Genomic DNA, 19,836 nt, shown 5'->3' with positions numbered 1-19,836 from the left:
CGCCGGCGCTCAGGCGAGCAGGTCGTTCGCGAGGTAGCCCGCGTAGCCGCCGCGCGTGCGGCCGACGCGACGCCCCGAGGTCAGCACCTCGCCCGCCTCCGACGCCAGCAGGGTCGCCCCCGCCGCGCGCAGCCGCCCGACGAGCGTCACGTCCTCGTGCAGGTCGAGGTCGCCGAAGCCCCCCGCCTCCGCGTAGCGCGACGCCCGCACCCCGAGGTTCGCCCCGTGCACGTGCCCGTTCGGCCGCCCGGGCGTGTGGCGGGCCGTCCAGGCGGCGACCTGCTCCCGGCTGAGGTCGGCGAAGTCGGGCCGGACGGTGCCGACCACGACGTCCGCCCCGGCGTCGGCCTCGTCGAGCTGCGACGTCAGCCAGGCCGGCGGCACCTGCGAGTCGGCGTCCGTGTTGGCGATCCACACGCGGTCCGCGGTGGTCGCGGGCCCGTCGTCCGGCCCGCCCCGGCCCTCGCCCCGGCGCAGCTCCACGAGCGCCCACTCGACGCCGGTCGACCGCGCGAGCCCGACGTTGTGGACGCTGGTCTCGAGCACGGTGACTCCCGGCACGGCCCTTGCGAGCCGCACGGTGTCGTCCGTGCAGCCGTCGGCCACGACGACGACGACGACCCGCGCCTCCGGGCGCTCCTCGACCAGGCGACGCCGCGCCTCGGCGACGGAGGCGAGGCAGCGCTCGATCAGCTCCTGCTCGTCGCGGGCCGGCACGACGACGGCGACCCCGACGACCGGGGCCGGCGAGGAGTCGCGGGCCGGCTCCGCGACGGAGGCCCGGTCGCGCGCGTCGTCGGCGGGCACGGCGCAGGGCGCGGGCGCGCTCACCGGAGGCCCGTCCGCTCGGCGACGGACCGGCCGTCGAGCGAGAACACGTCGAGCAGGAAGTCGGCCTCGACGTGCTGCACCACGCGGCGCAGCCCGGCGCGCTCGGCCCAGGCGGCCAGCACGGCGTGCACCTCGTCGCCTCCCTGGGCGAAGTCGTCGGCCCCGTGCCGCCAGTGGCAGGCCACGAGCGTCCCGGTCGCCGTGAGCGCGGCGGCGACGCCGTCGAGCAGGGCGGTCAGCGCACCGGGCTCGAGGTAGTAGCCGACCTCGCCGAGCACGACGAGGTCCCAGCGCCCCTCGGGCAGCCCCTCGGAGGCGTCGGCCCGCTCCACCCGCACGTGCGGCCGGTCGGCGAGCCGCTCGCGGGCACGCTGCACGGCCACCGGCGAGACGTCGAGCGCGAGGACCCGGTCGGCCCGGGCGGCGAGCTCGCTCGTCACGACGCCGATCGAGCAGCCGACCTCGAGCACCGCGCCGTACCGCTCGTCGGGCAGGGCCCCGAGCACCAGGGCGCGCTTGCGCCGCTCGTACCACCGCGTCGTGACCCCCCACGGGTCGTCGCGGGCGGCGTGCGTCCCGTCGAAGCGCGAGGCGTCGTCGGCGGGGGCGTCACCGGCGACGGGCACGTCGACGGGGACGTCCGCGGGCACGGAGCGCACGAACACGTCGCGCCCGGCGGCGAAGTGGGCGAGGAACTCCGGCCGCAGCACCGCCTCGTCGCCCGGGCGCGCGGAGAGCGGCCTGACCTGGCTGACGTAGCGGGCGAGGGCGTGCTGGCGCGCGACCCGCGCCTCCTCGTCCACCGTCAGCTGGACCAGCTGCGCCCACGGCACGTCGGGGTGGTCGGGCGAGCCCCAGTGCCACATCCAGACCGGGTACTCGAGCAGCTCGGGCGCCGGGTGCGCTCCGGCGACGACCTCGGCCGCCACCTCGCCGAGCACGCGGTGGTCGCGGTGCCCGTCGCCGCGCCAGGTCGACACGACCGCGGAGGGAGCGAGCTCGTCGACGAGGTCGACGAGCCGGTCGCGCACGGCCTCGCGGTGCTCACGCACGGCCCCGTCGGGCACGCCGAGCATCACGAGCCGGACCCCGGGGCCGAGCTCGTCGAGGGCCGCGCGCGCCTCGCGGCGCCGGACCTCGCCGAGCTCGGCGCTCGACGTCGTCTCCGACGCCGGGTGCGAGGCGGTGCCGTCCGTCACGACGACGACCGTGACGGGCTGCCCCCGCCGGGCGGCGGCGGCGATCAGCGAGCCGGCGCCGAGCGTCTCGTCGTCGGCGTGGGCCGCGAGCACGAGCAGGGAGCCGGGGAGGCGCGGTGCAGCCGGCAGCGCCGCCAGGCGCGGGTCGGCCTCCCACGTCGCGACGGAGGTGCCGGGCTCGCGGGCGTCGAAGCTCACCACGGGTCCACCCCCTCCCCGGCGGCGTCGACCCCGTCGGCGGCGCACTCGACGGACTCGGCCGAACGCTCGAGCGCCCGCTCGCGGACGGCGCCGCCGAGCGACGCCTCGTCCTTCTCCGCGTGGTGCTGGCGCAGGTACAGCTCGAGGTCGGCGACGCGGGCGGCGTGCGCCGCGTCGAGCGCCAGGGGCGCGGGCCCGAGGGCCCGGCCGACGGCGGTGAGCACGTCGTCGGCGGCGCGGGCCACCGTTCCCCGCACCCGCTTGGCGAGGAGGCGCCCCTCGCGACCGGTGGCCTCGCCCGCGTCGACGAGGTCGGCGGCCTCGGTGAGCGCACGCCGCGCGTCGCCGAGGCGCTCGTCGACCACCCCGAGGGCGCGGAGCCGCCAGGGGTCGGGCTCGCGGCCGACCGTCGCGGCGTGGAGGGTGCGGGCGACGCCGACCGCTCCGCCGTACCAGCAGGCGGCGACGCCGATGCCGCCCCACTCGAAGCCCGGGCGGCGCAGGTACCAGCCGGGCTCGCCGACCGGGCTCGCCGCGACGTCGTCGAAACGGACGGGGCCCGAGGGGATGTCGACCAGGCCGCGGGCGTGCCACGTGCCCGGGACGACCTCGACGCCGGGCTGGTGCAGGTCGACCGCGAAGAGACGGCGCTCGTCGCCCGCCCAGGCGGTGACGAGGGCCGCGTCGAGCTGGCCGGCGAGGGAACACCACGGCTTGACGCCGGTGAGCGTCCAGCGCTCGGGGGCGGCGGTCGCGGCGCCGTCGGCAGCGGGGGCGGCGGGGTCGTCGGGGTCGACAGCGATGGTCGGGGCCCGCGTGGCGTCGAGCCGCACCCCCGGGCCCTCGGCGGCGAAGACGCCCCAGACCGGCCCGGCCGCGGAGGCCCGGCCACCCGAGCCAGCAGCGCCCGCAGCGCCCGCAGCGCCCGCGACGGCCGGCGCCACCTGCCCGGCCTCCCGCGCCTGCTCGAGGACGGCCACCGCGTCGAGGTGCGGCTCGACGGCCCGCGCCGCGGAGAGGTCGTGGGCGGCGAGCGTGGCCAGCGCGCGCCAGAGGTCCGCGGTGTGGCCGGTGCCGGGGGCGGGCACCGCGCCTCCCCGCGCTCCGGGGCCGGTCAGGCTCGCGGCGAGGCCCAGGGCCTCGGCGACGGAGGCCGGCAGGTGAGCACGGACGAAGGAGGTCGTCGACCCTGGCGGGACGGCGCGCGACAAGTGCATGCTCCGACCGTACGGGGCGTGCACGGCCTGCACCCAGCGTTGTCCCCCACAGAGGGCACGGCGGCGTGTGCGCTCCCGGCCGCCCGAGCGGCCGGGCCCGCCGTCAGAACGAGGTGATGCCGTGCAGCGGCCGGTCGGGCGCGAGCATCGCCCGGAGCGACTGCACCGCGCCCGCGCGGCGCTCGCGGACGAGACCGGCCCCGGCGAGCGTCACGGGGTCGACGCCGCCGAGCCAGAGCGAGCCCAGCGTGGCGACGTCGAGGTCGAGGTCGGCCCGGCGGACGCCCGCGCGCTTGACGGTCGCCGAGCCGCCCTCGCTCGTGACCCGGAAGGTGCCGGCCGCGTGCCCCAGGGCGTCGGCGACCGCGAGCGTGACGACCCCGTCGGCCGACCACGGCCGCGCCTGCAGCGCCGCCACGGGGTCGAGCACGCGCAGCCAGACGTGGTCCTCGTCGTGGGTGATGCGCATCGCGCGGGGGTCGACCAGCGCGTGCAGCAGCGGGTCGGCCTGGGGAGCCTGCTCGTAGCGGACGGTGTCGACGAGGTCGACCTCGAGCAGCAGCTGCCAGAGGCCGAGGTACGCGTCGTCGCTCGCCGCCACGAGGTCGGTGACGATCAGCACGGTCGTCGCGCCCTCGTCGAGCTTGTAGGTGACGTAGCCGTCGACCGCGCCCGCGGGGTCACGGTGCACCGCGGCGCGGATCGCGGGGTCGGAGACGCCGCCCGGCCGGCCGCCGTGCAGCCGGTGCGACCAGACGCCCTCGTGCCGGTCGATCGACCCCGGGCTGCGGCGGTGGAACCGGGCGAAGACCTCGCGGGCCGTCGCCTCGAACGCCTCGTCGCGGGCGACCAGGTCGACGCTGCCCGCGGGCTCGGAGAGCAGGCCGGAGGCGCGGCGCCGGTCGACCTCGACCTTGCGTTCGCGGGTGGCCGGCCCGAACCCGAACCGGCGGTAGATCACGCCCTCGCTGGCGGTCAGCGCGGCCACCGCGAGGCCCGCGCCCTTCGCGGCGGCGAGGTCGTCGGTCATCAACCTGCGGAGGATGCCCCGACGGCGGTAGGTCGGCTGCACGGTCACGCCCGAGACGAGGTGCGCGTCGAGGAGGCGCCCGCCGCCGACGTTGATCGAGCGGGTGAGGCTGACGAAGGTGCCCACGGGCACTCCGGACGCGGCGAGGGAGCCCTCCCGCGCCTCCTTCGCGTAGACGCCCGTGTAGAGCCGGCCGTCGACGACGCCACGCTGCGTCTCGCGGCCGATCGTGCCGGCGTCGGGCTCAGCGTTGTGGAAGCCGAGGGTGACCGCCCGCGTCCAGGCCGTCGAGTCGGCGTCGGCGCGCGGGTCGGCGGGCGCGGCGCCGTCGCCCGCGGCGTCGCCGGCGGCACCGTCAGCGTCGTCGCCCGCATCGGCGACCGGGGTCGGCTCGAGCGCGGCGGGGAAGGAACGGATGTCGAAGTCGTCGTCGAAGGGAGCCACGACGGCCAGCGTAGGGCGCGCCGCCGACGCTGTCGTCGGCCGGAGGGAGGAGCCGACGGCTAGAGCGTCAGCCGCCGCTCCACGAGCCCGCGGGCGACGTCGGCGAGGCGCGTGCGGGTGCGCCGCGCGTGCGACCGCATCAGCTCGAAGGCCTGGTCGGTGCTGACGTCGTGCGTGTGGGCGAGCACGCCCTTCGCCTGCTCGATGACGACGCGGGTGGTCAGCGCCGACTGCAGCTGGGCCTGGACGGCGGTGCTCTCGCGCAGCGTCCTCTCCTGCACGATGCCGATGGTCGCGACGTCGGCGAGCGCCTGCGCCACGCGCACGTCGCGCTCGTTGAGCTCGCCGGGCTCGTGCCGCAGCAGGTTGAGCGTGCCGATCACGGTCTCGCGGAGGCGCAGGGGCACGGCGTGCACCGAGCGGAAGCCCTGCTCCCGCGCGACGCGGGCGAAGCGCGGCCAGCGGGCGTCGCCCTCGTCGAGCGAGGTGACCGAGACGACCTTGCCGGTGCGGAAGCACTCCCAGCAGGGCCCCTCCTCCGCGTCGAGCTGCATGGTCTCGACGAGCGAGGTCGCCTCGCTCGTCGAGGCGACGACCTCGAGCTCGCCCGAGTCGTCGGCGAGCAGGATGCCCCCCTCCGAGACGTCGAGCAGGTCGTGGCAGGTCTCGACGAGCGACTGCAGCAGCTCGATGACGTCGAAGCCCGCGACGAGCGAGTCGGCCAGGGTGGTGAAGGCGTCGACGAGAGCGGCCTCCCGTGTGGATTCCGTCATGATGACTCCTCGATGCCCGTGGGGCGTGTGGCGAAGCTGAGGCGACCGGCCAGGACGTCGTCGGCGACCTCGCGCATCGACGTCCCGGTGGCGAAGGCGTGGCCCTGCAGCAGCAGCTCGGCGTCCTCGGGCGAGACGCCGACCTGGGCGAGCACCATGCCGGTGGCCTGGTGGACGTGCCGGCGCGAGAAGCGGTCGGTCACGGCGTCGTCGTGCTGCTCGTCGGCGATCTCGCGGACGGCGGCGCGCAGCAGGTGGCGGCTGACCTCGCGGGCCAGGGCGGAGGCGCGGAGGGCGTGCTCGTCGCTCAGGTCGTGCGCGTCGTCGCACCAGAGGTCCATGGCGCCGAGCGCGAGCGGGCCGAGCAGCAGGGGGAAGGCGAAGAGGGCACCGATCGGCTCGTCGGCGAGCGCCCGCGAGAACGCGGGCCAGACGCGCACGGGCGAGCCCGCGACGTCAGGCTCGAGCACCGGTCGGCGGGCGGCGACGGCGTCCCAGCCCTCCCTGCACACTCCGGTCTCGGAGTCAACCGTACCGCCGACCCTGTCGCCGGGGCCCCGTGACGTGCGACCATCGGAGCACGAGAGACCGTTCCCCCGGACCCCGGGAGCGGCGGACACGCGGCCTCGGCCGCTCTACCGGACGGGGTCACCGTGAACGTCACCAGCCTGAGCATCGACGGCCAGCTCTACCACCTCGACCCCTCGGTCGACGTGGGCGCCCTCAAGGCCCGCATCTCGGCCGTCGCCCGACAGGGAGCGGACTTCGTCGACTTCTCGACGGTCGCGCACGGCCTGGTCTCGGTGCTCGTCACGGCGTCGAGCGTCGTGCGCCTCCAGTCGGTGCCGACCGAGCCCGTTGACGCGGCCCACGAGCCGGAGGAAGCCACGGACTGGGCGCGCATCGACGCCGCCATCGACTTCGACGAGTACGCCTGGTAGCCCCCGCGTCGCCGACGGGCCACGATGGAGGCACCCGGTCACCCGACAGAGACGTCGACACGACCGCGAGACGGACGGAGCCCCCATGCGCGTCGGCGTGCCCACCGAGATCAAGAACAACGAGGCCCGCGTGGCGATCACGCCCGCCGGGGTCGACGCCCTGGTGCGCCGGGGCCACGAGGTGCTCGTGCAGTCGGGGGCGGGCCTCGGCTCGCGTCTCTCCGACGCCGACTTCGCCGCGGCTGGCGCGACGGTCGTCGACGGCCCCGCGGCCGTGTGGGACGCCGCCGACCTGCTCGTCAAGGTCAAGGAGCCCGTCGCCGAGGAGCACGCCCGCCTCCGTGCCGACCAGGTGCTCTTCACGTACCTGCACCTCGCGGCCGACCGGGCCCTGACGGAGGCGCTGGTCGCCTCGGGCACGACCGCGATCGCCTACGAGACGGTGCAGCTGGCCGACCGCTCGCTGCCGCTGCTGCAGCCGATGAGCGAGGTGGCCGGGCGGCTGTCGATCACGGTGGGGGCGTACCACCTGATGCGCGCCTCCGGCGGTCGCGGGACCCTGCTCGGCGGCGTCCCGGGCACCCCGCGCGCGAAGGTCGTCGTGATCGGCGGGGGCGTCGCCGGCGAGCACGCGGCGGCCGCCGCCGTCGGCCTGGGCGCCGACGTGACGGTGGTCGACCTGTCGCTGCCGCGCCTCCGGAGCCTCGAGGCGCGCTTCGACGGGCGCGTCGCCACGCGGCACTCGTCGCCGTGGGAGATCGCGGCGCAGGTGCGCGACGCCGACCTCGTGATCGGGTCGGTGCTCGTGCCCGGAGCCGCGGCGCCGAAGCTCGTGACCGACGAGATGGTCGCCGGCATGAAGGCCGGTGCGGTGCTCGTCGACATCGCGATCGACCAGGGCGGCTGCTTCGAGGGGTCGCGCCCGACCACGCACGACGACCCCACCTTCGCGGTGCACGACGCCGTGTACTACTGCGTCGCCAACATGCCCGGCGCCGTGCCGGAGACGTCGACGCGGGCGCTCACGGCGGCGACGCTGCCCTACGTGACGGCGCTCGCCGACCACGGCTGGCGTGCGGCGACCGAGGCGGACCCGGCCCTCGCGCTCGGGCTCAACGTCGTGGGCGGGCGCGTCACGAACGCCGGGGTCGCGACGGCGCTCGGGCTGCCGCTGGGCTAGGCGAGGGAGGGCCCGCCGCAGCGTGCTCCCGAGTGCCTCGGCGCGACGCGCCGGTGTCCGCGGGCGACGCGCCGGAGCGCTTGCGGACCGTCGGAGGGGCTGCCTACACTCGACCCCTGTTCGAACACGTGTTCGAGAGAGGCGGCCCTGATGAACATCTCCACGACCCGATCCGACGTCGCGCTCTGGTTCGTCGACGAGGTGCCCGACCGGCTCGTGCACGACGGGGTGCGGTACCGCGTCTCCGACATGCCGACGAAGCTCTTCGACGAGCCGACCTTCGTGCACGCGCTCATCACGCACCCACCACGGCAGTTCGTCGGGTGGCGGTTCCAGGCCACCGACGGGGTCGGCACGACCCACATGTTCGAGGTGCTGCGCGACGCCGCGGGCCGGTGGGTGCTGGGCCGCGTCTACGACTGAGGCGAGGCCGCCCCTCGACGGAGGTGACTCGATCGGGGCCCTCAGGGTCCACGACGACCCAGGACGCGACATCTGGCGTGGGTCGCCCACCCCCCGCCCGGCGTCGGCACCCGAGTCATGAGTTGTCGACAGGGTGTGGATGACGTGTGGAGAACCTGTGCCGACACGCCGCCCGCCCCGTGGAGAACTGGGGACAACTGGGGACAAAGGTGTGGAAATCACACCGGTGTAATTCACTCATAGCTCTGTGACCAGCACTTTCGGCGAGGGCTAGCCCTGTGGATAACTCTCGATCTCGCGCCCGACTTGTCCACATCGCGGGGAGGGGGACGGATGCGGTAGGTGCGACCTGAGGCCGGTCGCAGGTCGCGGTGCCAGACTCGCCGCAGCGATCTCCCGGCGCCCGTGCCCGCGGCGCCGTCCACCCGAGGAAGGACCGCCGTGCCCAAGGACGACAAGACCCCGAAGAACTCCGACGCGGGGAAGGGCTCCGCCAAGGGGGCCACGAAGAAGGGCTCCGCGAAGGGCTCCGCGAAGGGCGGCTCGAAGGCCGCCGAGGCCGAGACCCGCGCTCGCGAGGCCCTGCGCGCCGCGAAGGCCGCCGTCGCCGAGGCGCGCGCCCGGTCGGCGGCGCTGACCACCGTCACGCGGCCGGGCCTCGACGACCTCGCGCAGCAGCTCGTCGTCGTCAAGGGCGAGATCAAGGCCGCGACCCGTCGCGCCGAGAAGGCGGACGCCCAGCGCGCCGAGCTCGAAGAGCGCCGCGCCGCCGCCCGGAAGGCCCGTGCCCGCGCCGAGAAGAAGGCCGCGAAGGCCGACGCCGCCCGCGAGGAGGTCGCCGCGGCCGAGAAGGCCGCCGCGAAGGCCGCCCGCCGCGCCGAGAAGGCCGCCGCGAAGGCGTCGCGCAGCACGGCGGCCACGGCACAGGGCGCCTCGTCGACGCCGACGTCCGGCCCGGCGGCCGACGCGACCGGTGCGCCCGCCGGCACCGCGACTCCGGCAGCCGCCGCCGCCGCCGGCTCCGCTCCCGTCGACTACGCCCTGCCGCTCCCCCCGAGCGACGAGACGACCGTGACGCGCGAGGACGGCAGCGAGGCCCGCGAGGACCTGCACGCCCAGACCCTCGTGCACCTGCGCGGCCTCGCCCGCGCGGCGGGGCTCACGGGGTACTCGCGCCTGACGAAGACCGCGCTGGTGGCGAAGCTGCAGGAGCTCCCGGTTCGGTGACCGGACATCGGCGAGCGAGCCGCGGTCTTCGTTCGTAGGGTCGGTGCATGAGCGCTGATCAGAAGGAGATCGACCTGGCCCGCGTGTTCGTCGACCTGGCGGACTCGCTCCGGGGAGGGCACGACGTCATCGACACGATGGACGTGCTCGTGCAGGCGACCGTCACGCACACCCGCGCCTCCGAGGCGGCGGTCGTGCTGGCGGACGCCGGCGGCTCCCTCCACGTCGTCGCGTCGACCTCGGAGCGCTCCGTCGACGTCGAGGAGGCGCAGATCGGCACGGCGTCGGGCCCCTGCGTCGCCGCCTACGCGGACGGCCACCTGCTCGAGGTGCCGGACGTGCACGGGGTCGTCGACCGCTGGCCGGAGTTCGTCGAGACGGCCGAGGCGTCGGGCCTGCGCGCCGCCGTCGCCATCCCGCTGACGGTGCGCGACCGGACCATCGGCGGCATGAACGTCTTCCTGCGCGAGGCGGGGCGCCTGAGCGACGTCGAGCTGGTGCTGCTGCAGGCGATGACCCACGTGGCGACGATCAGCGTGCTCCAGCAGCGCGACTCCGACGCCCGCGACGAGCTCGCCGACCAGCTGCAGCGGGCGCTCGACGCCCGCGTCACGATCGAGCAGGCGAAGGGGTTCCTCGCCTACCAGCACGAGACGGGGGTGGACCAGGCCTTCGCGCTGATCCGTGACCACGCCCGGCGACACCGGGTGCGCCTCCGCGAGGTCGCCGAGGGCGTGGTGCGTCGCGAGCTCAGCCTCTGACCTCCGGCGCCGAGGCCCCGGTGGCCGAGACCGGCTCGGGCAGCACGTGCAGGCCGGGGCCGCTGTCGGCGGAGGCGGCGAGCGCCCTCAGCCAGGCGGGGTTGATCGCCGGAGGGCGGCTGCCGGCGAAGCGGAAGCGCAGGCTCACGGTCGGGAAGACCCAGATGGTGCTGCGCCCGTCACCGGACGCCGCGGGCTCCTTCCACGAGAAGGCGAAGCTCTCGTGGCGGCGCAGCTTGGCGACCATGACGATCTGGAGGTGCGCCAGCACACGGTCGTCCATCTGCACCTCGGCGGTGCCGCGGTCGTAGATCAGGTGGCCCACGGTCGTGCCCCCGCTCAGGCGCCGGGCACGGCCGCGTCGTCGACGGCGTGGTCGTGCGGGGCGTGGTCGGCGTGCTGGTCGTGGTCGGCGTGCTGGTCGTGGTCGGCGTGCGGGTCGTGGGCGCCGTTCTCGGCGGCGGGGCCGGAGGCGCCCTGCGGCAGGCGCGCCTGGTCGAGGATCGACACGGCGTCGGCCGCCGAGATCGACCAGGTGATGGTCGCCGTGACCGTGGCGCTGCCGCCCGCCCCGATGTCGTCGCTGAGGAAGTCGACCCGGACGTCGGAGACCGACTGGTCGCGTGCGGGCACGTCCGCGACCGCACGCACGATGACGCCGTCGTCGTAGGGCAGGTTGGAGATGGCCATGGTGCTCGGTCCGTTCGTCGGGTCAGGGACGGGGCTGCCGCCTCCCGCAGTGTCCTCCTCGGGGGCCGGCGCCGTCAGGCGGTGGCTCCGGGCCGCGCCCGCCGGGGGCGCCCGAGCTGGCCGCCCGGCGCGCTCCGCGACGCGCTTGTCCGGAAAGCGAAGTGTCTAGGAGGACTAACTAGCTCGCCTAGCTAAATCGTGTCACGATCTCCCTCGTACCGGTTCACGGCGGTACGGCCCGACTTCACGGCGGGCCACCCGCAACGACGACGGCGCAGGGCCGTCAGGAACGAGAACGACATGAGCATCACGAGCCAGTCTCCGTTCACGGAGATCCGAGCCACCGAACGCCAGGCCACCCTCTTCGTCATCGCGACCTCGGCGGTCGCCGCGTGCGGCACCGTCGTCGCCGGCATGCTCGTCGCCCTCGGGGTCGCCGCGTGAACGCCGCCGGCGCCGCCGCCACCTGGTCGGACCTCGCGCTCCCCGCGACCGAGCCGCTCGACCTCGCCGACCTCTTCCGGGCGGAGGCCGCCTGATGGACCTCCGGTCGCTCACCCACGAGGCGCTCGTCGCCGCCGTCTCGGGTCGCCTGGTCGGCCCCCAGTCGCTCTCGGGCGCCGAGGTGCAGGCGTTCTCCGCCAGCCCCGTCGAGGCCCCCTCGGCCCGCCCCGAGCACGCGAGGATGGAGGCGGCCTGATGCCCTTCTCCGCCCGCGCCCTCGCTCCCGAGCTCGAGCACGTCTCGTACTTCGACACGTCGATCGACGACGACGACCTCGACTGACGCCTCCCCCGAGGCACACGGCACCACCCGCACGACAGCAGCACAGGACGACCGCACGACAGCATGACGACCACCGCATGACCCCGCTCGACCACCGCCTCCACCAGGGCCGGCAGCGCGAGGGCGACGCCCGACGGGCACCGCACCGAACACCGTCACCCCGACGGCCTGATCACCCAGAGGACCCCGCGATGCCCCAGCGAATCCAGGCAGCCCGCCTGCACGCCTCCCTCGAGAGCTACCGGATCACCGAGCAGCGCCTCGACCGGACGGCCGGGTCGTCGCCCCTGCCGCGGACGGAGCGGGACGCCCTCGCGCTCATCCTCGCCGCGGAGGCCACCGAGCAGCCGATGACGCCGGGCGCCCTCGCCGCGACCCTGGGCTTCACCACGCCCGCCGTCTCGAACCTGCTGCACCGGCTGCAGGACGCCGGTCTCGTGCTCTGCGAGGCCGACCCGAGCGACCGTCGCCGCAAGACCGTGCACACCACGCCGGAGGGGCGCGACGCCTGCGAGACCACCACGACGGTGCCGCCGGTGCAGGAGTTCCTCATGCAGGTGCCCCCGGAGCAGGCCGAGGTGATCAGCGCGTTCCTCGACGAGCTGAGCACCGTGATCGCGTCGCAGGCGGAGCGCGTCCCGCGCTGACGCTCGAGTCCTCGGACGTCGAGGTGACCCCTCCCGGGCCCTCCGCGGTGCGCAGGCCCCAGATCGGGTCACCTCGACGAGGCGGGGCTCGTCAGTTGCCGTTTCGACGGCCTGAGAGCGTCGATCTGCCCCTCGACGTGGCGAGTACCGCGGCTCCGCTACCGTCGACGTGTCGACGGGCATGCCCGCACCGAGGCACGAGGAGGCGCGGATGAGCGACGCGACGCCGGCCCCGGTCCCGACCCGCAGGCCGTCGCCGGCACCCCGACGCGCGACCGTCGTCGTGGTCGGCGCCGGCCAGGCCGGGCTGTCGGCCGCGCACCACCTGGCGCGCCGCGGGTTCGGCTCCGCGCTCGACGACCCCGACGCCGACGGAGACGCGGCCCGCACGCTCGTCGTGCTCGACGCGGACGACCGACCGGGAGGCGCGTGGCAGCACCGCTGGGAGTCGCTGCACATGGGCACCGTCAACGGCATCTTCGACCTGCCGGGCATGCCGCTGCCGCCCGTCGACCCCGATGAGCCGAGCCGCGACGCGGTGCCGCGGTACTTCGCCGCGTACGAGGAGCGCGAGCGGCTGCCGATCGCGCGGCCCGTGCGCGTGACGGCGGTGCGGGCGGTCGACGACGACCCGGGCGGCGACCTGCTCGTCGAGACGACGGCGGGCACCTGGCTGACGCGCGCGGTCGTCAACGCCACCGGCACGTGGAACACGCCCGTCGTGCCCGACGTGCCCGGCCGTGAGCTGTTCGCCGGCCTGCAGCGGCACAGCCGCGACTACCGACGGGCCTCGGACTTCGCAGGCCGGCGGGTCGCGATCGTCGGCGGCGGCATCTCGGCGGTGCAGCTGCTCGAGGAGGTCAGCCGGGTCGCGACGACGCTCTGGTACACGCGACGCGAGCCCGTCTTCCTCGACCACGACTTCACGCAGAGCCTCGACGGCGTCGACGTCGAGCGCCGTGTCGCGGCCGACGCGGCGGAGGGCCGCCCGCCCGCGAGCATCGTGTCGTACACCGGGCTCGGCTGGACCAGCTACGCCGTGGAGGCGCGGCGCCGGGGAGTCCTCACCCGTCGCCCGATGTTCACGGCGCTGGGCCCGCACCACGTGGTCGAGGCCGACGGGTCGAGCACGAGCGTCGACGCGGTCATCTGGGCCACGGGGTTCCGGGCCGACCTCGACCACCTCGACCCGCTGCGGCTGCGCGGGCCCCTCGGCGGGGTGCCGCTCGTCGGCACGCGGGCCCGGGCCGACGAGCGCGTGCACCTGATCGGCTACGGGCCGTCGCAGTCGACCGTCGGTGCCAACCGGGCGGGCCGCGCGGCCGCGGTCGCGCTGGTGCAGCGGCTGGGTGCGGGGACGGGCGCGGCGCGGCGGTGACGGCGCGGCCGAGTGAGGCGAGCACGGCGCGGGACGAGCGAGGAGAGCGAGTGACGGGAATCGAACCCGCGCTACCAGCTTGGGAAGCTGGAGTTCTACCATTGAACTACACTCGCGCGCCGCGGTGAGGCGGACTCCCCCACTATAGCGACCCGCGACTCCTCGGTCTGTGCGGCCGCCCGACGGCCGGCCCGACGGCACGCTCACGACGTCGCGTCCCCCGTTCCACCCGGTGCCCCCCGGTCGGGGGCCGGTTGTCAAGGGCCTGCACCGATTCGTCCACCCGCTTAGCGTCGAGGGGACCACCGGGGCCGACTGGGCGGACCCGGGCGACCAGAGGAGCACCTCATGAGCCACTACGTCAGCGATCCTGACGCCCGACCGGTCAAGATCACCACCTACCCGCCGCGGCCCCGACGCCGCACCACGCCGGGCCAGCGCTCCACCCGCCGCCACGAGGTCCGCTACGGCGACTTCTTTGTCGCCGAGTCCGCCGCGAGCGGGGTGGCCTGATGCCCCCCGCCGGTCAGACGTCGACCGCGCAGCAGCTGGTGCGCGTGCCGCTGACCGACGTCTCCGACGTGCACCTGCACCGGATCGACGACGGCCAGTGGCGGGTGCTCGACCGGCGTCTGCCCTCCGACGACGTCGCCGCACTGCTCGGCTTCGTCGAGCGCACCGGGGGCCTCTACGAGGTCACGCTGATGGGGCGGCCGCGCGAGCACGTGCCGTGCCCCGACCTGCGCTGCGCGGCGCTGACGTTCGTCGAGCACGGGGTCGAGCTGGGCTGAGCCGTGCGCCCTGGTCGGCGCGGCGCGGCGCGGTTCGATGCGGTCGCGGGCGCGGGCTGCTCTCCACCGCACGGCCCAGCTCCGGGCCGGGATCCGCCCCGAGAAGTAGGGTCCACATCCGCTGATCCACTCCGGAGTGGAGCAGCCTCCGCCCCTCGCCATGGTCGAGAGTCGCCGATCCACTCCGGAGTGGATCAGCGATGCGGGCGACCGACCTGCGGCCGCCCGGGCGGCCCAGCCCGCCCGGCCCAGCCCGGCCCGCCCGGCCCGGGGGGCAGGCCGGTCCTCGCGACCGGACCGCGACTCCCCGGGGAATCCGAGAGGGATCCGGCCCGCCGCGGCCGTGTCAGGCGGGAGCCGCGGGCCCGCGGCACGGATCACTCGCGAATTCGGCAGGGACGGAGGAGCGGAGAGACCCTCAGGCCACGCCGGGGACGACGGCCGGGCGCTGCGGGGGACGCCGACCGGGCCGCGCGGGACCCGCCCACCGGGGGACGCGACGGGCCCAAGGGCAAGGGGGCCTGTGAATACGGGCGGAGCGGGGGCCGTCCTCCTAGCGTCGGCCTCATGATCACGAAGAAGACCCTGCTGCCCCTCGCCGCCCTGCTGATGCTGCCGCTCGCGGGCTGCACCGGAGGCGCGCAGAACACGGACCCCGCCGGCGACGTGCCCGGCTCGTCCGCCACCCGCACCGACCCGGGCCAGGCCAACGACGCCGCGTGCACCCGCATCGGCGCGACCGCCCTCTCGACCCTCGCCGACGGGGCCACCGACGACGTGCTGCTCGGCTACGCCGTCCAGGAAGGCGACACCTGGTACGTCGCGGCGCCCCTCGGCGAGAACAACGTGCTGAGCGACACCATCGGCCTCTGGACCACGACGGGCGACGTCGAGTCGGACGACTTCGACGCGACCTTCGAGTCGGCCAACGACGACGCCGCCGAGAACTCGTCGTTCACCCGTGCGACCGACGCCGACGACGACTCCGACGCCGCCGAGCAGGCGCTGTCGTGCATCGAGGACGCCGACGACACGGCCCGCTGAGCCCCGCACCGTCAGGAGGACGAGCGCGACGGGCACCTGACGGCGGCCGGGGCGGCCGTCCGGGGCGCCAGTGCGCCTTCCGGTCACCACGGTGCGCAGCGCTCGGCCTCCTGGCACCATGGGACGGAAGGGGCCTGCGCCCCTCGTGCCGAGGAGACGGGAGGCACCGTGGGCTACCTGACCTACGACGGCGGCACCGCGGAGGTGCAGCTGGACGACCGCGTGCTGGCCCACCTCCAGATCGTGATCATCACCAAGATCCGCCGCCAGGAGAGCTTCGTCTTCTCGTGGAAGGAGCCCGCCTCGGCCGGCGACGGCCGCAGCAGCGTGTGGATCCACCCGACCGTGAGCCTGCGCTTCTCGTTCGCGGGCAGCCGACCGCCGACCATCAACCCGCGGTGGATCGCCGTGCTCACCGAGTCGGCCAACAGCGGCCAGGGCCTCCAGCTCCTCCCCGAGCCGCCCGTCGGCGCCGCCGGCGAGGCGACCCCGACGACGTCCGTCGCGAGCGGGGCGACCGGGGCCGAGGGCGCCTAACCCCGCCGAGCCGAGCCGAGCCGAGCCGAGCCGAGCCCGCGCAGGGTCCCGCACCCCGCGCCTCCCGTCAAGCCCGTTTGGCGATGCGTGCCCCGGCGAGCGCTCCCCTGGGTGTCGACCCGCGCCTCCCGGCGTGGTGTGGAGGTCCATCCACTCGACGAGAGGACCCCCATGTTCTTCCACAAGCAAGAGCTGCAGCACAGCGCGACCCCCGACGCCCCCGACGCCGTCTACGCCCGCAAGCTGCAGGAGGTGCTCGGCGGCCAGTACGGCGAGATCACGATCGCCATGCAGTACGGCTTCCAGGCCTGGAACACCCACATCCCCGGCAAGTACCGCGACATGCTCTTCGGCATCGCCGCCGAGGAGTTCGGCCACGTCGAGATGCTCGCCATCATGATCTCGCAGCTGCTCGAGAAGGCCCCCGTGGGCCTCACCGACGAGGCCGTGCAGAACGACCCCGTCATGGCGGCCGTGATCGGCGGCACCGACGTGCAGCAGGCCATCGTCGCCGGCGCCGGCGCCCGCCCCGTCGACAGCATGGGCAACCCCTGGCAGGGCGCGTTCATCACGTCGAGCGGCAACCTGCTCGCCGACTTCACCGCCAACGCGAACGGCGAGATGCAGGGCCGCCTCCAGGCCGCCCGGCTCTACCACATGACCGACGACAAGGGCGTGCAGGACCTCCTGAGCTTCCTCATCGCCCGCGACACCATGCACCAGAACCAGTGGCTCGCCGCGATCCAGGAGCTGCAGGACGACGGCATCGAGCAGTTCCCGGTGCCGAGCACCTTCCCGCAGTCGAAGGAGGACCAGACGGTGAACTACCAGTACCTCAACTTCTCCGACGGCGCGCACGCGAAGGAGGGCTCGTGGGCCAGCGGACCCACGCCCGACGGCAAGGGCGAGTTCAGCTACCACGACGGCCCCACGACGACGCCGATGCCCGCGCCGACGACGCCCGACGAGCGCTTCCACGGCACGACCGGCAAGTCGCCGCTGCTCGAGAAGACGAAGGGCGCCCTCCACAAGGGCTGACCCGGCCCTCCCTCACCAGGACCCCGTCCCGGACGAGCTTCCCCGCCCGGGACGCCCGCCCGGGGCGGGGTCCTCGTGCATCCCCCACCCTGATGACGAAGGAGTCGCGGGTCGGCTCGTCCGCACCCGCCCGCCCCCGAAGGAGACCACCATGAACAAGAGCACCCTCGCCCTGCTCGGAGCCGGCGCGGGCGTCGCCGCCTCCGCGGCGGCGGCCGCCGCGGCCCTGGCCCGGCGCCACGCGGAGAAGCAGCCCGTCGCCGACGGCTGGAAGTCCGTGACCGTCCTGGCGACGCCGGACGACATCGCCCCGGGCGGCGTCGTCGGGCCGCCGTTCGACCGGCTCGCGGAGGTCGTCGAGACGCGCCTCCTGCCGGCCCCCGGCGACCGCGGCACCGAGCTGCACGCGCGGGTGCTGCCCGGCGGCCGGGCCGAGGCCGTCGTCCGCGAGCAGCTCGGCGGCGACCGCGCCGACACGCTGCGCCGGGCCCTCCGCGAGCTCAAGACGCGCGTCGAGACGGGCGAGGTGCTGCAGCAGCTGCCGCGGCCCGAGGGGCGCCGGAAGCACACGGTCGCGGGTGCCCTCGTCGACGGCGCCGAGCGTCGCGCGTTCGGGGCGGGTGCGCTGTGAGGGCGCTCGTCTGGAACGGGGTGAACGACCTCCGTGTCGAGCAGGTCGACGAGCCGAGGCTGCTCAACGCCCACGACGCGATCGTCAAGGTGTCTCTCACCACCTCGTGCGGCAGCGACCTGCACCTGCTCGGCGGCTACGTGCCGACCATGCGCTCCGGCGACGTGCTCGGCCACGAGTTCGTCGGCGAGGTCGTCGAGGTCGGCTCGGCCGTCCGCCGGCACGCCGTCGGCGACCGGGTCGTCGTCAACTCGTTCATCGCCTGCGGCCGCTGCTGGTACTGCCGGCAGGAGCAGTACTCGCTCTGCGACAACGGCAACCCGAACGCGGGCATCGCCGAGAGCCTCTGGGGCCAGTCGCCCGGCGGCTGCTTCGGCTACTCGCACGCGGTCGGCGGCTGGGCGGGCAGCCACGCGGAGTACATCCGGGTGCCGTACGCCGACGTCGGGGCCTTCACCGTGCCCGAGTCGGTCAGCGACGAGCGCGCGCTGTTCGCCTCCGACGCGGCCCCGACCGGCTGGACGGGTGCCGACCTCGGCGGCGTCGGGCCGGGGTCGACCGTGGCCGTCTGGGGTGCCGGCGGCGTCGGGCAGATGGCGGCCCGCGCCTCCCTGCTGCTCGGGGCGGAACGCGTCGTCGTCATCGACCGCCTGCCCGAGCGCCTCGCACAGGTGCGTGACGTGATCGGCGCCGAGACGATGGACTACACGCAGGTCGAGGTGCTGCCCGAGCTGCGCGAGCTCACCGGCGGCCGGGGCCCCGACGTCTGCATCGAGGCCGTCGGCATGGAGGCCCACCGCGACAGGCCCGACTTCGGCTACGACATGGTCAAGCAGCAGCTGCGGCTGCAGACCGACCGGCCCACGGCCGTGCGCGAGGCCGTGACGGCGGCCCGCAAGGGCGGCAGCGTGTTCGTGCTCGGCGTCTTCGGCGGGGTGGTCGACAAGTTCCCGCTCGGGGCGCTGATGAACAAGGGGCTGACCATGCGCGGGGCCCAGATGCACGGGCAGCGGTACACGCCGATGCTGCTCGAGCGCATGGCCGCCGGCGAGCTGACCACCGAGCACCTCGCGACCCACGTGATGCCGCTCGACGAGGCGCCGCGGGGCTACGAGATGTTCAAGGAGAAGGAGGACGGCTGCGTGCGGGCGGTGTTCCGCCCGTAGCGGCGTCGAGGAGGCGCGGGCGCGGCCCCTCAGAGGAGCCCGGTGAGCCCGGTGGTCACCAGCGTCGCGCCGCCGAGCAGCGCGACGCCCAGGGCGACCGCCCGCACGACGGGGGCGGGGACCCGGTGCCCCAGCGCGACTCCCGCGGCGGCTCCGGCCAGGAGGCCGGCGACGGCCCAGGCGAGCGGGGCCAGGGGCAGGCCGGCTGGGGCGACCGCGCCGGCGGCGACGGCGGTGGCGGAGGCGGCGCTACCGCCACCGCCACCGCCAGCGCCGTCGCCGACGAGCACCAGCACGGCGAGCGTCACGAGGTTGAGCGGCAGCGAGAAGGCCTGGAGGGTGGCGCTCATCACGCGCGGTTCCCACCGACGCTGCGCGGCGAAGATCGCCACCGGCGGGCCCGACGCCGCGGCGATCGCGTTGAAGACGCCGCTGGCGGCCCCGGCCGCGACCGCCCCGCGGGTGCCGTCGAGCCAGCGCAGCTCGCGGCGCGCGATGACGAGCGCGGTCGCGACGACCACGACCGACCCCGCGAGCAGCGAGAGCAGCGGCGTGCGCACCGACTGCGCCAGCAGGGCGGTCGGCACGACGAACAGGGCGGCGGGCACGAGCAGCCGCAGCGCGTCGCCGAGGCGGACGTGCCGCCACGAGCGCGCGAGCACCACGAGGTTGAGCACGATCGACATGACCAGCACCACACGCACGCCGGGGCCGTGACCGAGCACCAGCACGAGCAACGGCGAGCAGACGAGCGCGAAGCCGAGCCCCGAGGCGACCTGGCACGCGGCGCCGACGGCGACGACGAGCAGCACCGCGACGCCCAGCCAGTCCATGTGCCCCCCGCCGTGAGCCTACCGACCGGGCCTGCGCCTCCCGGGCTCAGCGCCCCTGGCCGCGCACC

The 19,836-nt window shown here is 75.3% G+C and carries 25 protein-coding genes and 1 tRNA gene; 16 read left to right on the top strand and 10 right to left on the bottom strand.

The window, feature by feature from the left end:
• Positions 1 to 9: 9 nt before the first annotated feature.
• The 6 genes from F1C15_RS09840 to F1C15_RS09815 form a co-directional block, all read right to left on the bottom strand.
• Positions 10 to 831, bottom strand: coding sequence for a glycosyltransferase family 2 protein (locus F1C15_RS09840; RefSeq protein ID WP_255465156.1), 822 nt, complete (start codon positions 829 to 831; stop codon positions 10 to 12).
• Positions 828 to 2,231, bottom strand: a complete 1,404-nt coding sequence (locus F1C15_RS09835) for a bifunctional PIG-L family deacetylase/class I SAM-dependent methyltransferase (RefSeq protein ID WP_185230905.1) — start codon at positions 2,229 to 2,231, stop codon at positions 828 to 830. Before F1C15_RS09835 ends, F1C15_RS09840 begins: the two co-directional genes overlap by 4 nt.
• The gene (locus F1C15_RS09830; protein ID WP_185230903.1) at positions 2,225 to 3,448 is read right to left on the bottom strand and encodes an acyl-CoA dehydrogenase; all 1,224 of its coding nucleotides are present in this window, start codon (positions 3,446 to 3,448) and stop codon (positions 2,225 to 2,227) included. The genes F1C15_RS09835 and F1C15_RS09830 overlap by 7 nt, the downstream gene beginning before the upstream one ends.
• Before the next feature lie 103 nt (positions 3,449 to 3,551).
• The gene (locus F1C15_RS09825) at positions 3,552 to 4,922 is read right to left on the bottom strand and encodes a GNAT family N-acetyltransferase (RefSeq protein ID WP_056058547.1); all 1,371 of its coding nucleotides are present in this window, start codon (positions 4,920 to 4,922) and stop codon (positions 3,552 to 3,554) included.
• Between the two features lie 59 nt (positions 4,923 to 4,981).
• A complete protein-coding gene (locus tag F1C15_RS09820; protein ID WP_185230901.1) occupies positions 4,982 to 5,695 on the bottom strand; it encodes a GAF and ANTAR domain-containing protein in 714 nt (237 codons plus the stop codon).
• Positions 5,692 to 6,207: an ANTAR domain-containing protein gene (locus tag F1C15_RS09815; protein ID WP_185230899.1), complete on the bottom strand. Its 516-nt coding sequence runs from the start codon at positions 6,205 to 6,207 to the stop codon at positions 5,692 to 5,694. Before F1C15_RS09815 ends, F1C15_RS09820 begins: the two co-directional genes overlap by 4 nt.
• 141 nt (positions 6,208 to 6,348) lie before the next feature.
• Here F1C15_RS09815 and F1C15_RS09810 point away from each other — a divergent pair, with 141 nt between their 5' ends.
• From F1C15_RS09810 to F1C15_RS09790, 5 genes are all read left to right on the top strand, one after another.
• On the top strand, positions 6,349 to 6,636 hold the full coding sequence (locus tag F1C15_RS09810; RefSeq protein ID WP_167261177.1) for a hypothetical protein: 288 nt from the start codon (positions 6,349 to 6,351) through the stop codon (positions 6,634 to 6,636).
• Positions 6,637 to 6,721: 85 nt separating this feature from the next.
• Positions 6,722 to 7,816, top strand: coding sequence for an alanine dehydrogenase (gene ald, locus F1C15_RS09805; protein WP_185230897.1), 1,095 nt, complete (start codon positions 6,722 to 6,724; stop codon positions 7,814 to 7,816).
• 150 nt (positions 7,817 to 7,966) lie between these two features.
• Entirely contained in the window at positions 7,967 to 8,239 is a 273-nt protein-coding gene (locus F1C15_RS09800) for a hypothetical protein (RefSeq protein WP_056058532.1), read from the top strand.
• A 441-nt stretch (positions 8,240 to 8,680) separates the two neighbouring features.
• Entirely contained in the window at positions 8,681 to 9,466 is a 786-nt protein-coding gene (locus F1C15_RS09795; RefSeq protein WP_056058528.1) for a hypothetical protein, read from the top strand.
• Between the two features lie 47 nt (positions 9,467 to 9,513).
• Positions 9,514 to 10,227 (top strand): GAF and ANTAR domain-containing protein, encoded by a 714-nt coding sequence (locus F1C15_RS09790; RefSeq protein ID WP_185230895.1) that lies wholly within the window; start codon positions 9,514 to 9,516, stop codon positions 10,225 to 10,227.
• Here the strand turns inward: F1C15_RS09790 and F1C15_RS09785 are convergent.
• Positions 10,217 to 10,552: an ATP-dependent DNA ligase gene (locus F1C15_RS09785; RefSeq protein ID WP_185230893.1), complete on the bottom strand. Its 336-nt coding sequence runs from the start codon at positions 10,550 to 10,552 to the stop codon at positions 10,217 to 10,219. The two genes, F1C15_RS09790 and F1C15_RS09785, sit on opposite strands and share 11 nt — an antisense overlap.
• Positions 10,553 to 10,566: 14 nt before the next feature.
• The gene (locus tag F1C15_RS09780; protein WP_185230891.1) at positions 10,567 to 10,917 is read right to left on the bottom strand and encodes a hypothetical protein; all 351 of its coding nucleotides are present in this window, start codon (positions 10,915 to 10,917) and stop codon (positions 10,567 to 10,569) included.
• A gap of 300 nt (positions 10,918 to 11,217) precedes the next feature.
• On the opposite strand from F1C15_RS09780, the gene F1C15_RS09775 reads away from it, so the two are divergent.
• The 4 genes from F1C15_RS09775 to F1C15_RS09760 all read left to right on the top strand — a co-directional run bounded on the left by F1C15_RS09775 (position 11,218) and on the right by F1C15_RS09760 (position 13,728).
• Positions 11,218 to 11,361, top strand: a complete 144-nt coding sequence (locus F1C15_RS09775; protein ID WP_156370189.1) for a hypothetical protein — start codon at positions 11,218 to 11,220, stop codon at positions 11,359 to 11,361.
• Positions 11,362 to 11,455: 94 nt separating this feature from the next.
• The gene (locus F1C15_RS09770) at positions 11,456 to 11,617 is read left to right on the top strand and encodes a hypothetical protein (RefSeq protein ID WP_156370187.1); all 162 of its coding nucleotides are present in this window, start codon (positions 11,456 to 11,458) and stop codon (positions 11,615 to 11,617) included.
• A 277-nt stretch (positions 11,618 to 11,894) separates the two neighbouring features.
• On the top strand, positions 11,895 to 12,350 hold the full coding sequence (locus tag F1C15_RS09765) for a MarR family winged helix-turn-helix transcriptional regulator (protein WP_056058516.1): 456 nt from the start codon (positions 11,895 to 11,897) through the stop codon (positions 12,348 to 12,350).
• Between the two features lie 211 nt (positions 12,351 to 12,561).
• On the top strand, positions 12,562 to 13,728 hold the full coding sequence (locus tag F1C15_RS09760; protein WP_185230889.1) for an NAD(P)-binding domain-containing protein: 1,167 nt from the start codon (positions 12,562 to 12,564) through the stop codon (positions 13,726 to 13,728).
• 45 nt (positions 13,729 to 13,773) lie between these two features.
• On the opposite strand, the gene F1C15_RS09755 is transcribed toward F1C15_RS09760, so the two are convergent.
• Positions 13,774 to 13,844 (bottom strand) — tRNA-Gly (locus F1C15_RS09755).
• Between the two features lie 232 nt (positions 13,845 to 14,076).
• Between F1C15_RS09755 and F1C15_RS09750 the strand changes: the two genes are divergently transcribed.
• The 7 genes from F1C15_RS09750 (at position 14,077) to F1C15_RS09720 (ending at position 18,935) form a co-directional block, all read left to right on the top strand.
• Complete coding sequence (locus F1C15_RS09750; RefSeq protein ID WP_185230887.1) at positions 14,077 to 14,241, top strand: hypothetical protein; 165 nt, start codon at positions 14,077 to 14,079, stop codon at positions 14,239 to 14,241.
• Complete coding sequence (locus tag F1C15_RS09745; RefSeq protein ID WP_185230885.1) at positions 14,241 to 14,519, top strand: hypothetical protein; 279 nt, start codon at positions 14,241 to 14,243, stop codon at positions 14,517 to 14,519. The genes F1C15_RS09750 and F1C15_RS09745 overlap by 1 nt, the downstream gene beginning before the upstream one ends.
• Before the next feature lie 567 nt (positions 14,520 to 15,086).
• Entirely contained in the window at positions 15,087 to 15,563 is a 477-nt protein-coding gene (locus tag F1C15_RS09740; protein WP_167261163.1) for a hypothetical protein, read from the top strand.
• 168 nt (positions 15,564 to 15,731) lie between these two features.
• The gene (locus F1C15_RS09735; RefSeq protein ID WP_185230883.1) at positions 15,732 to 16,100 is read left to right on the top strand and encodes an ATP-dependent DNA ligase; all 369 of its coding nucleotides are present in this window, start codon (positions 15,732 to 15,734) and stop codon (positions 16,098 to 16,100) included.
• A 171-nt stretch (positions 16,101 to 16,271) separates the two neighbouring features.
• Positions 16,272 to 17,138 carry a manganese catalase family protein gene (locus F1C15_RS09730; RefSeq protein ID WP_185230881.1) on the top strand — a complete coding sequence of 289 codons (867 nt, stop codon included), beginning with the start codon at positions 16,272 to 16,274 and terminating at the stop codon, positions 17,136 to 17,138.
• Between the two features lie 151 nt (positions 17,139 to 17,289).
• Positions 17,290 to 17,769 carry a hypothetical protein gene (locus F1C15_RS09725; RefSeq protein WP_185230879.1) on the top strand — a complete coding sequence of 160 codons (480 nt, stop codon included), beginning with the start codon at positions 17,290 to 17,292 and terminating at the stop codon, positions 17,767 to 17,769.
• Positions 17,770 to 17,789: 20 nt separating this feature from the next.
• A complete protein-coding gene (locus F1C15_RS09720; RefSeq protein ID WP_255465151.1) occupies positions 17,790 to 18,935 on the top strand; it encodes a zinc-dependent alcohol dehydrogenase in 1,146 nt (381 codons plus the stop codon).
• Between the two features lie 29 nt (positions 18,936 to 18,964).
• On the opposite strand, the gene F1C15_RS09715 is transcribed toward F1C15_RS09720, so the two are convergent.
• The gene (locus F1C15_RS09715; protein WP_185230875.1) at positions 18,965 to 19,768 is read right to left on the bottom strand and encodes a TSUP family transporter; all 804 of its coding nucleotides are present in this window, start codon (positions 19,766 to 19,768) and stop codon (positions 18,965 to 18,967) included.
• Positions 19,769 to 19,836: the final 68 nt, after the last annotated feature.

Origin of the sequence: Frigoribacterium sp. NBH87, from assembly GCF_014217665.1 — a bacterium.
Classification (GTDB): Bacteria; Actinomycetota; Actinomycetes; order Actinomycetales; family Microbacteriaceae; genus Frigoribacterium; species Frigoribacterium endophyticum.
Note: the sequence above shows the minus strand (reverse complement) of the source record. Positions and strands in the feature narration are given on the sequence as shown.

What these genes read in the sequence shown, in the direction of transcription:
- F1C15_RS09830 (WP_185230903.1), bottom strand. Translation starts at nt 3,448, where the DNA reads ATGCACTTGTCGCGCGCCGTCCCGCCAGGGTCGACGACCTCCTTCGTC.
- F1C15_RS09820 (WP_185230901.1), bottom strand. Translation starts at nt 5,695, where the DNA reads ATGACGGAATCCACACGGGAGGCCGCTCTCGTCGACGCCTTCACCACC.
- ald (WP_185230897.1), top strand. Translation starts at nt 6,722, where the DNA reads ATGCGCGTCGGCGTGCCCACCGAGATCAAGAACAACGAGGCCCGCGTG.
- F1C15_RS09800 (WP_056058532.1), top strand. Translation starts at nt 7,967, where the DNA reads ATGAACATCTCCACGACCCGATCCGACGTCGCGCTCTGGTTCGTCGAC.
- F1C15_RS09790 (WP_185230895.1), top strand. Translation starts at nt 9,514, where the DNA reads ATGAGCGCTGATCAGAAGGAGATCGACCTGGCCCGCGTGTTCGTCGAC.
- F1C15_RS09780 (WP_185230891.1), bottom strand. Translation starts at nt 10,917, where the DNA reads ATGGCCATCTCCAACCTGCCCTACGACGACGGCGTCATCGTGCGTGCG.
- F1C15_RS09775 (WP_156370189.1), top strand. Translation starts at nt 11,218, where the DNA reads ATGAGCATCACGAGCCAGTCTCCGTTCACGGAGATCCGAGCCACCGAA.
- F1C15_RS09770 (WP_156370187.1), top strand. Translation starts at nt 11,456, where the DNA reads ATGGACCTCCGGTCGCTCACCCACGAGGCGCTCGTCGCCGCCGTCTCG.
- F1C15_RS09765 (WP_056058516.1), top strand. Translation starts at nt 11,895, where the DNA reads ATGCCCCAGCGAATCCAGGCAGCCCGCCTGCACGCCTCCCTCGAGAGC.
- F1C15_RS09760 (WP_185230889.1), top strand. Translation starts at nt 12,562, where the DNA reads ATGAGCGACGCGACGCCGGCCCCGGTCCCGACCCGCAGGCCGTCGCCG.
- F1C15_RS09750 (WP_185230887.1), top strand. Translation starts at nt 14,077, where the DNA reads ATGAGCCACTACGTCAGCGATCCTGACGCCCGACCGGTCAAGATCACC.
- F1C15_RS09745 (WP_185230885.1), top strand. Translation starts at nt 14,241, where the DNA reads ATGCCCCCCGCCGGTCAGACGTCGACCGCGCAGCAGCTGGTGCGCGTG.
- F1C15_RS09740 (WP_167261163.1), top strand. Translation starts at nt 15,087, where the DNA reads ATGATCACGAAGAAGACCCTGCTGCCCCTCGCCGCCCTGCTGATGCTG.
- F1C15_RS09730 (WP_185230881.1), top strand. Translation starts at nt 16,272, where the DNA reads ATGTTCTTCCACAAGCAAGAGCTGCAGCACAGCGCGACCCCCGACGCC.
- F1C15_RS09725 (WP_185230879.1), top strand. Translation starts at nt 17,290, where the DNA reads ATGAACAAGAGCACCCTCGCCCTGCTCGGAGCCGGCGCGGGCGTCGCC.
- F1C15_RS09715 (WP_185230875.1), bottom strand. Translation starts at nt 19,768, where the DNA reads ATGGACTGGCTGGGCGTCGCGGTGCTGCTCGTCGTCGCCGTCGGCGCC.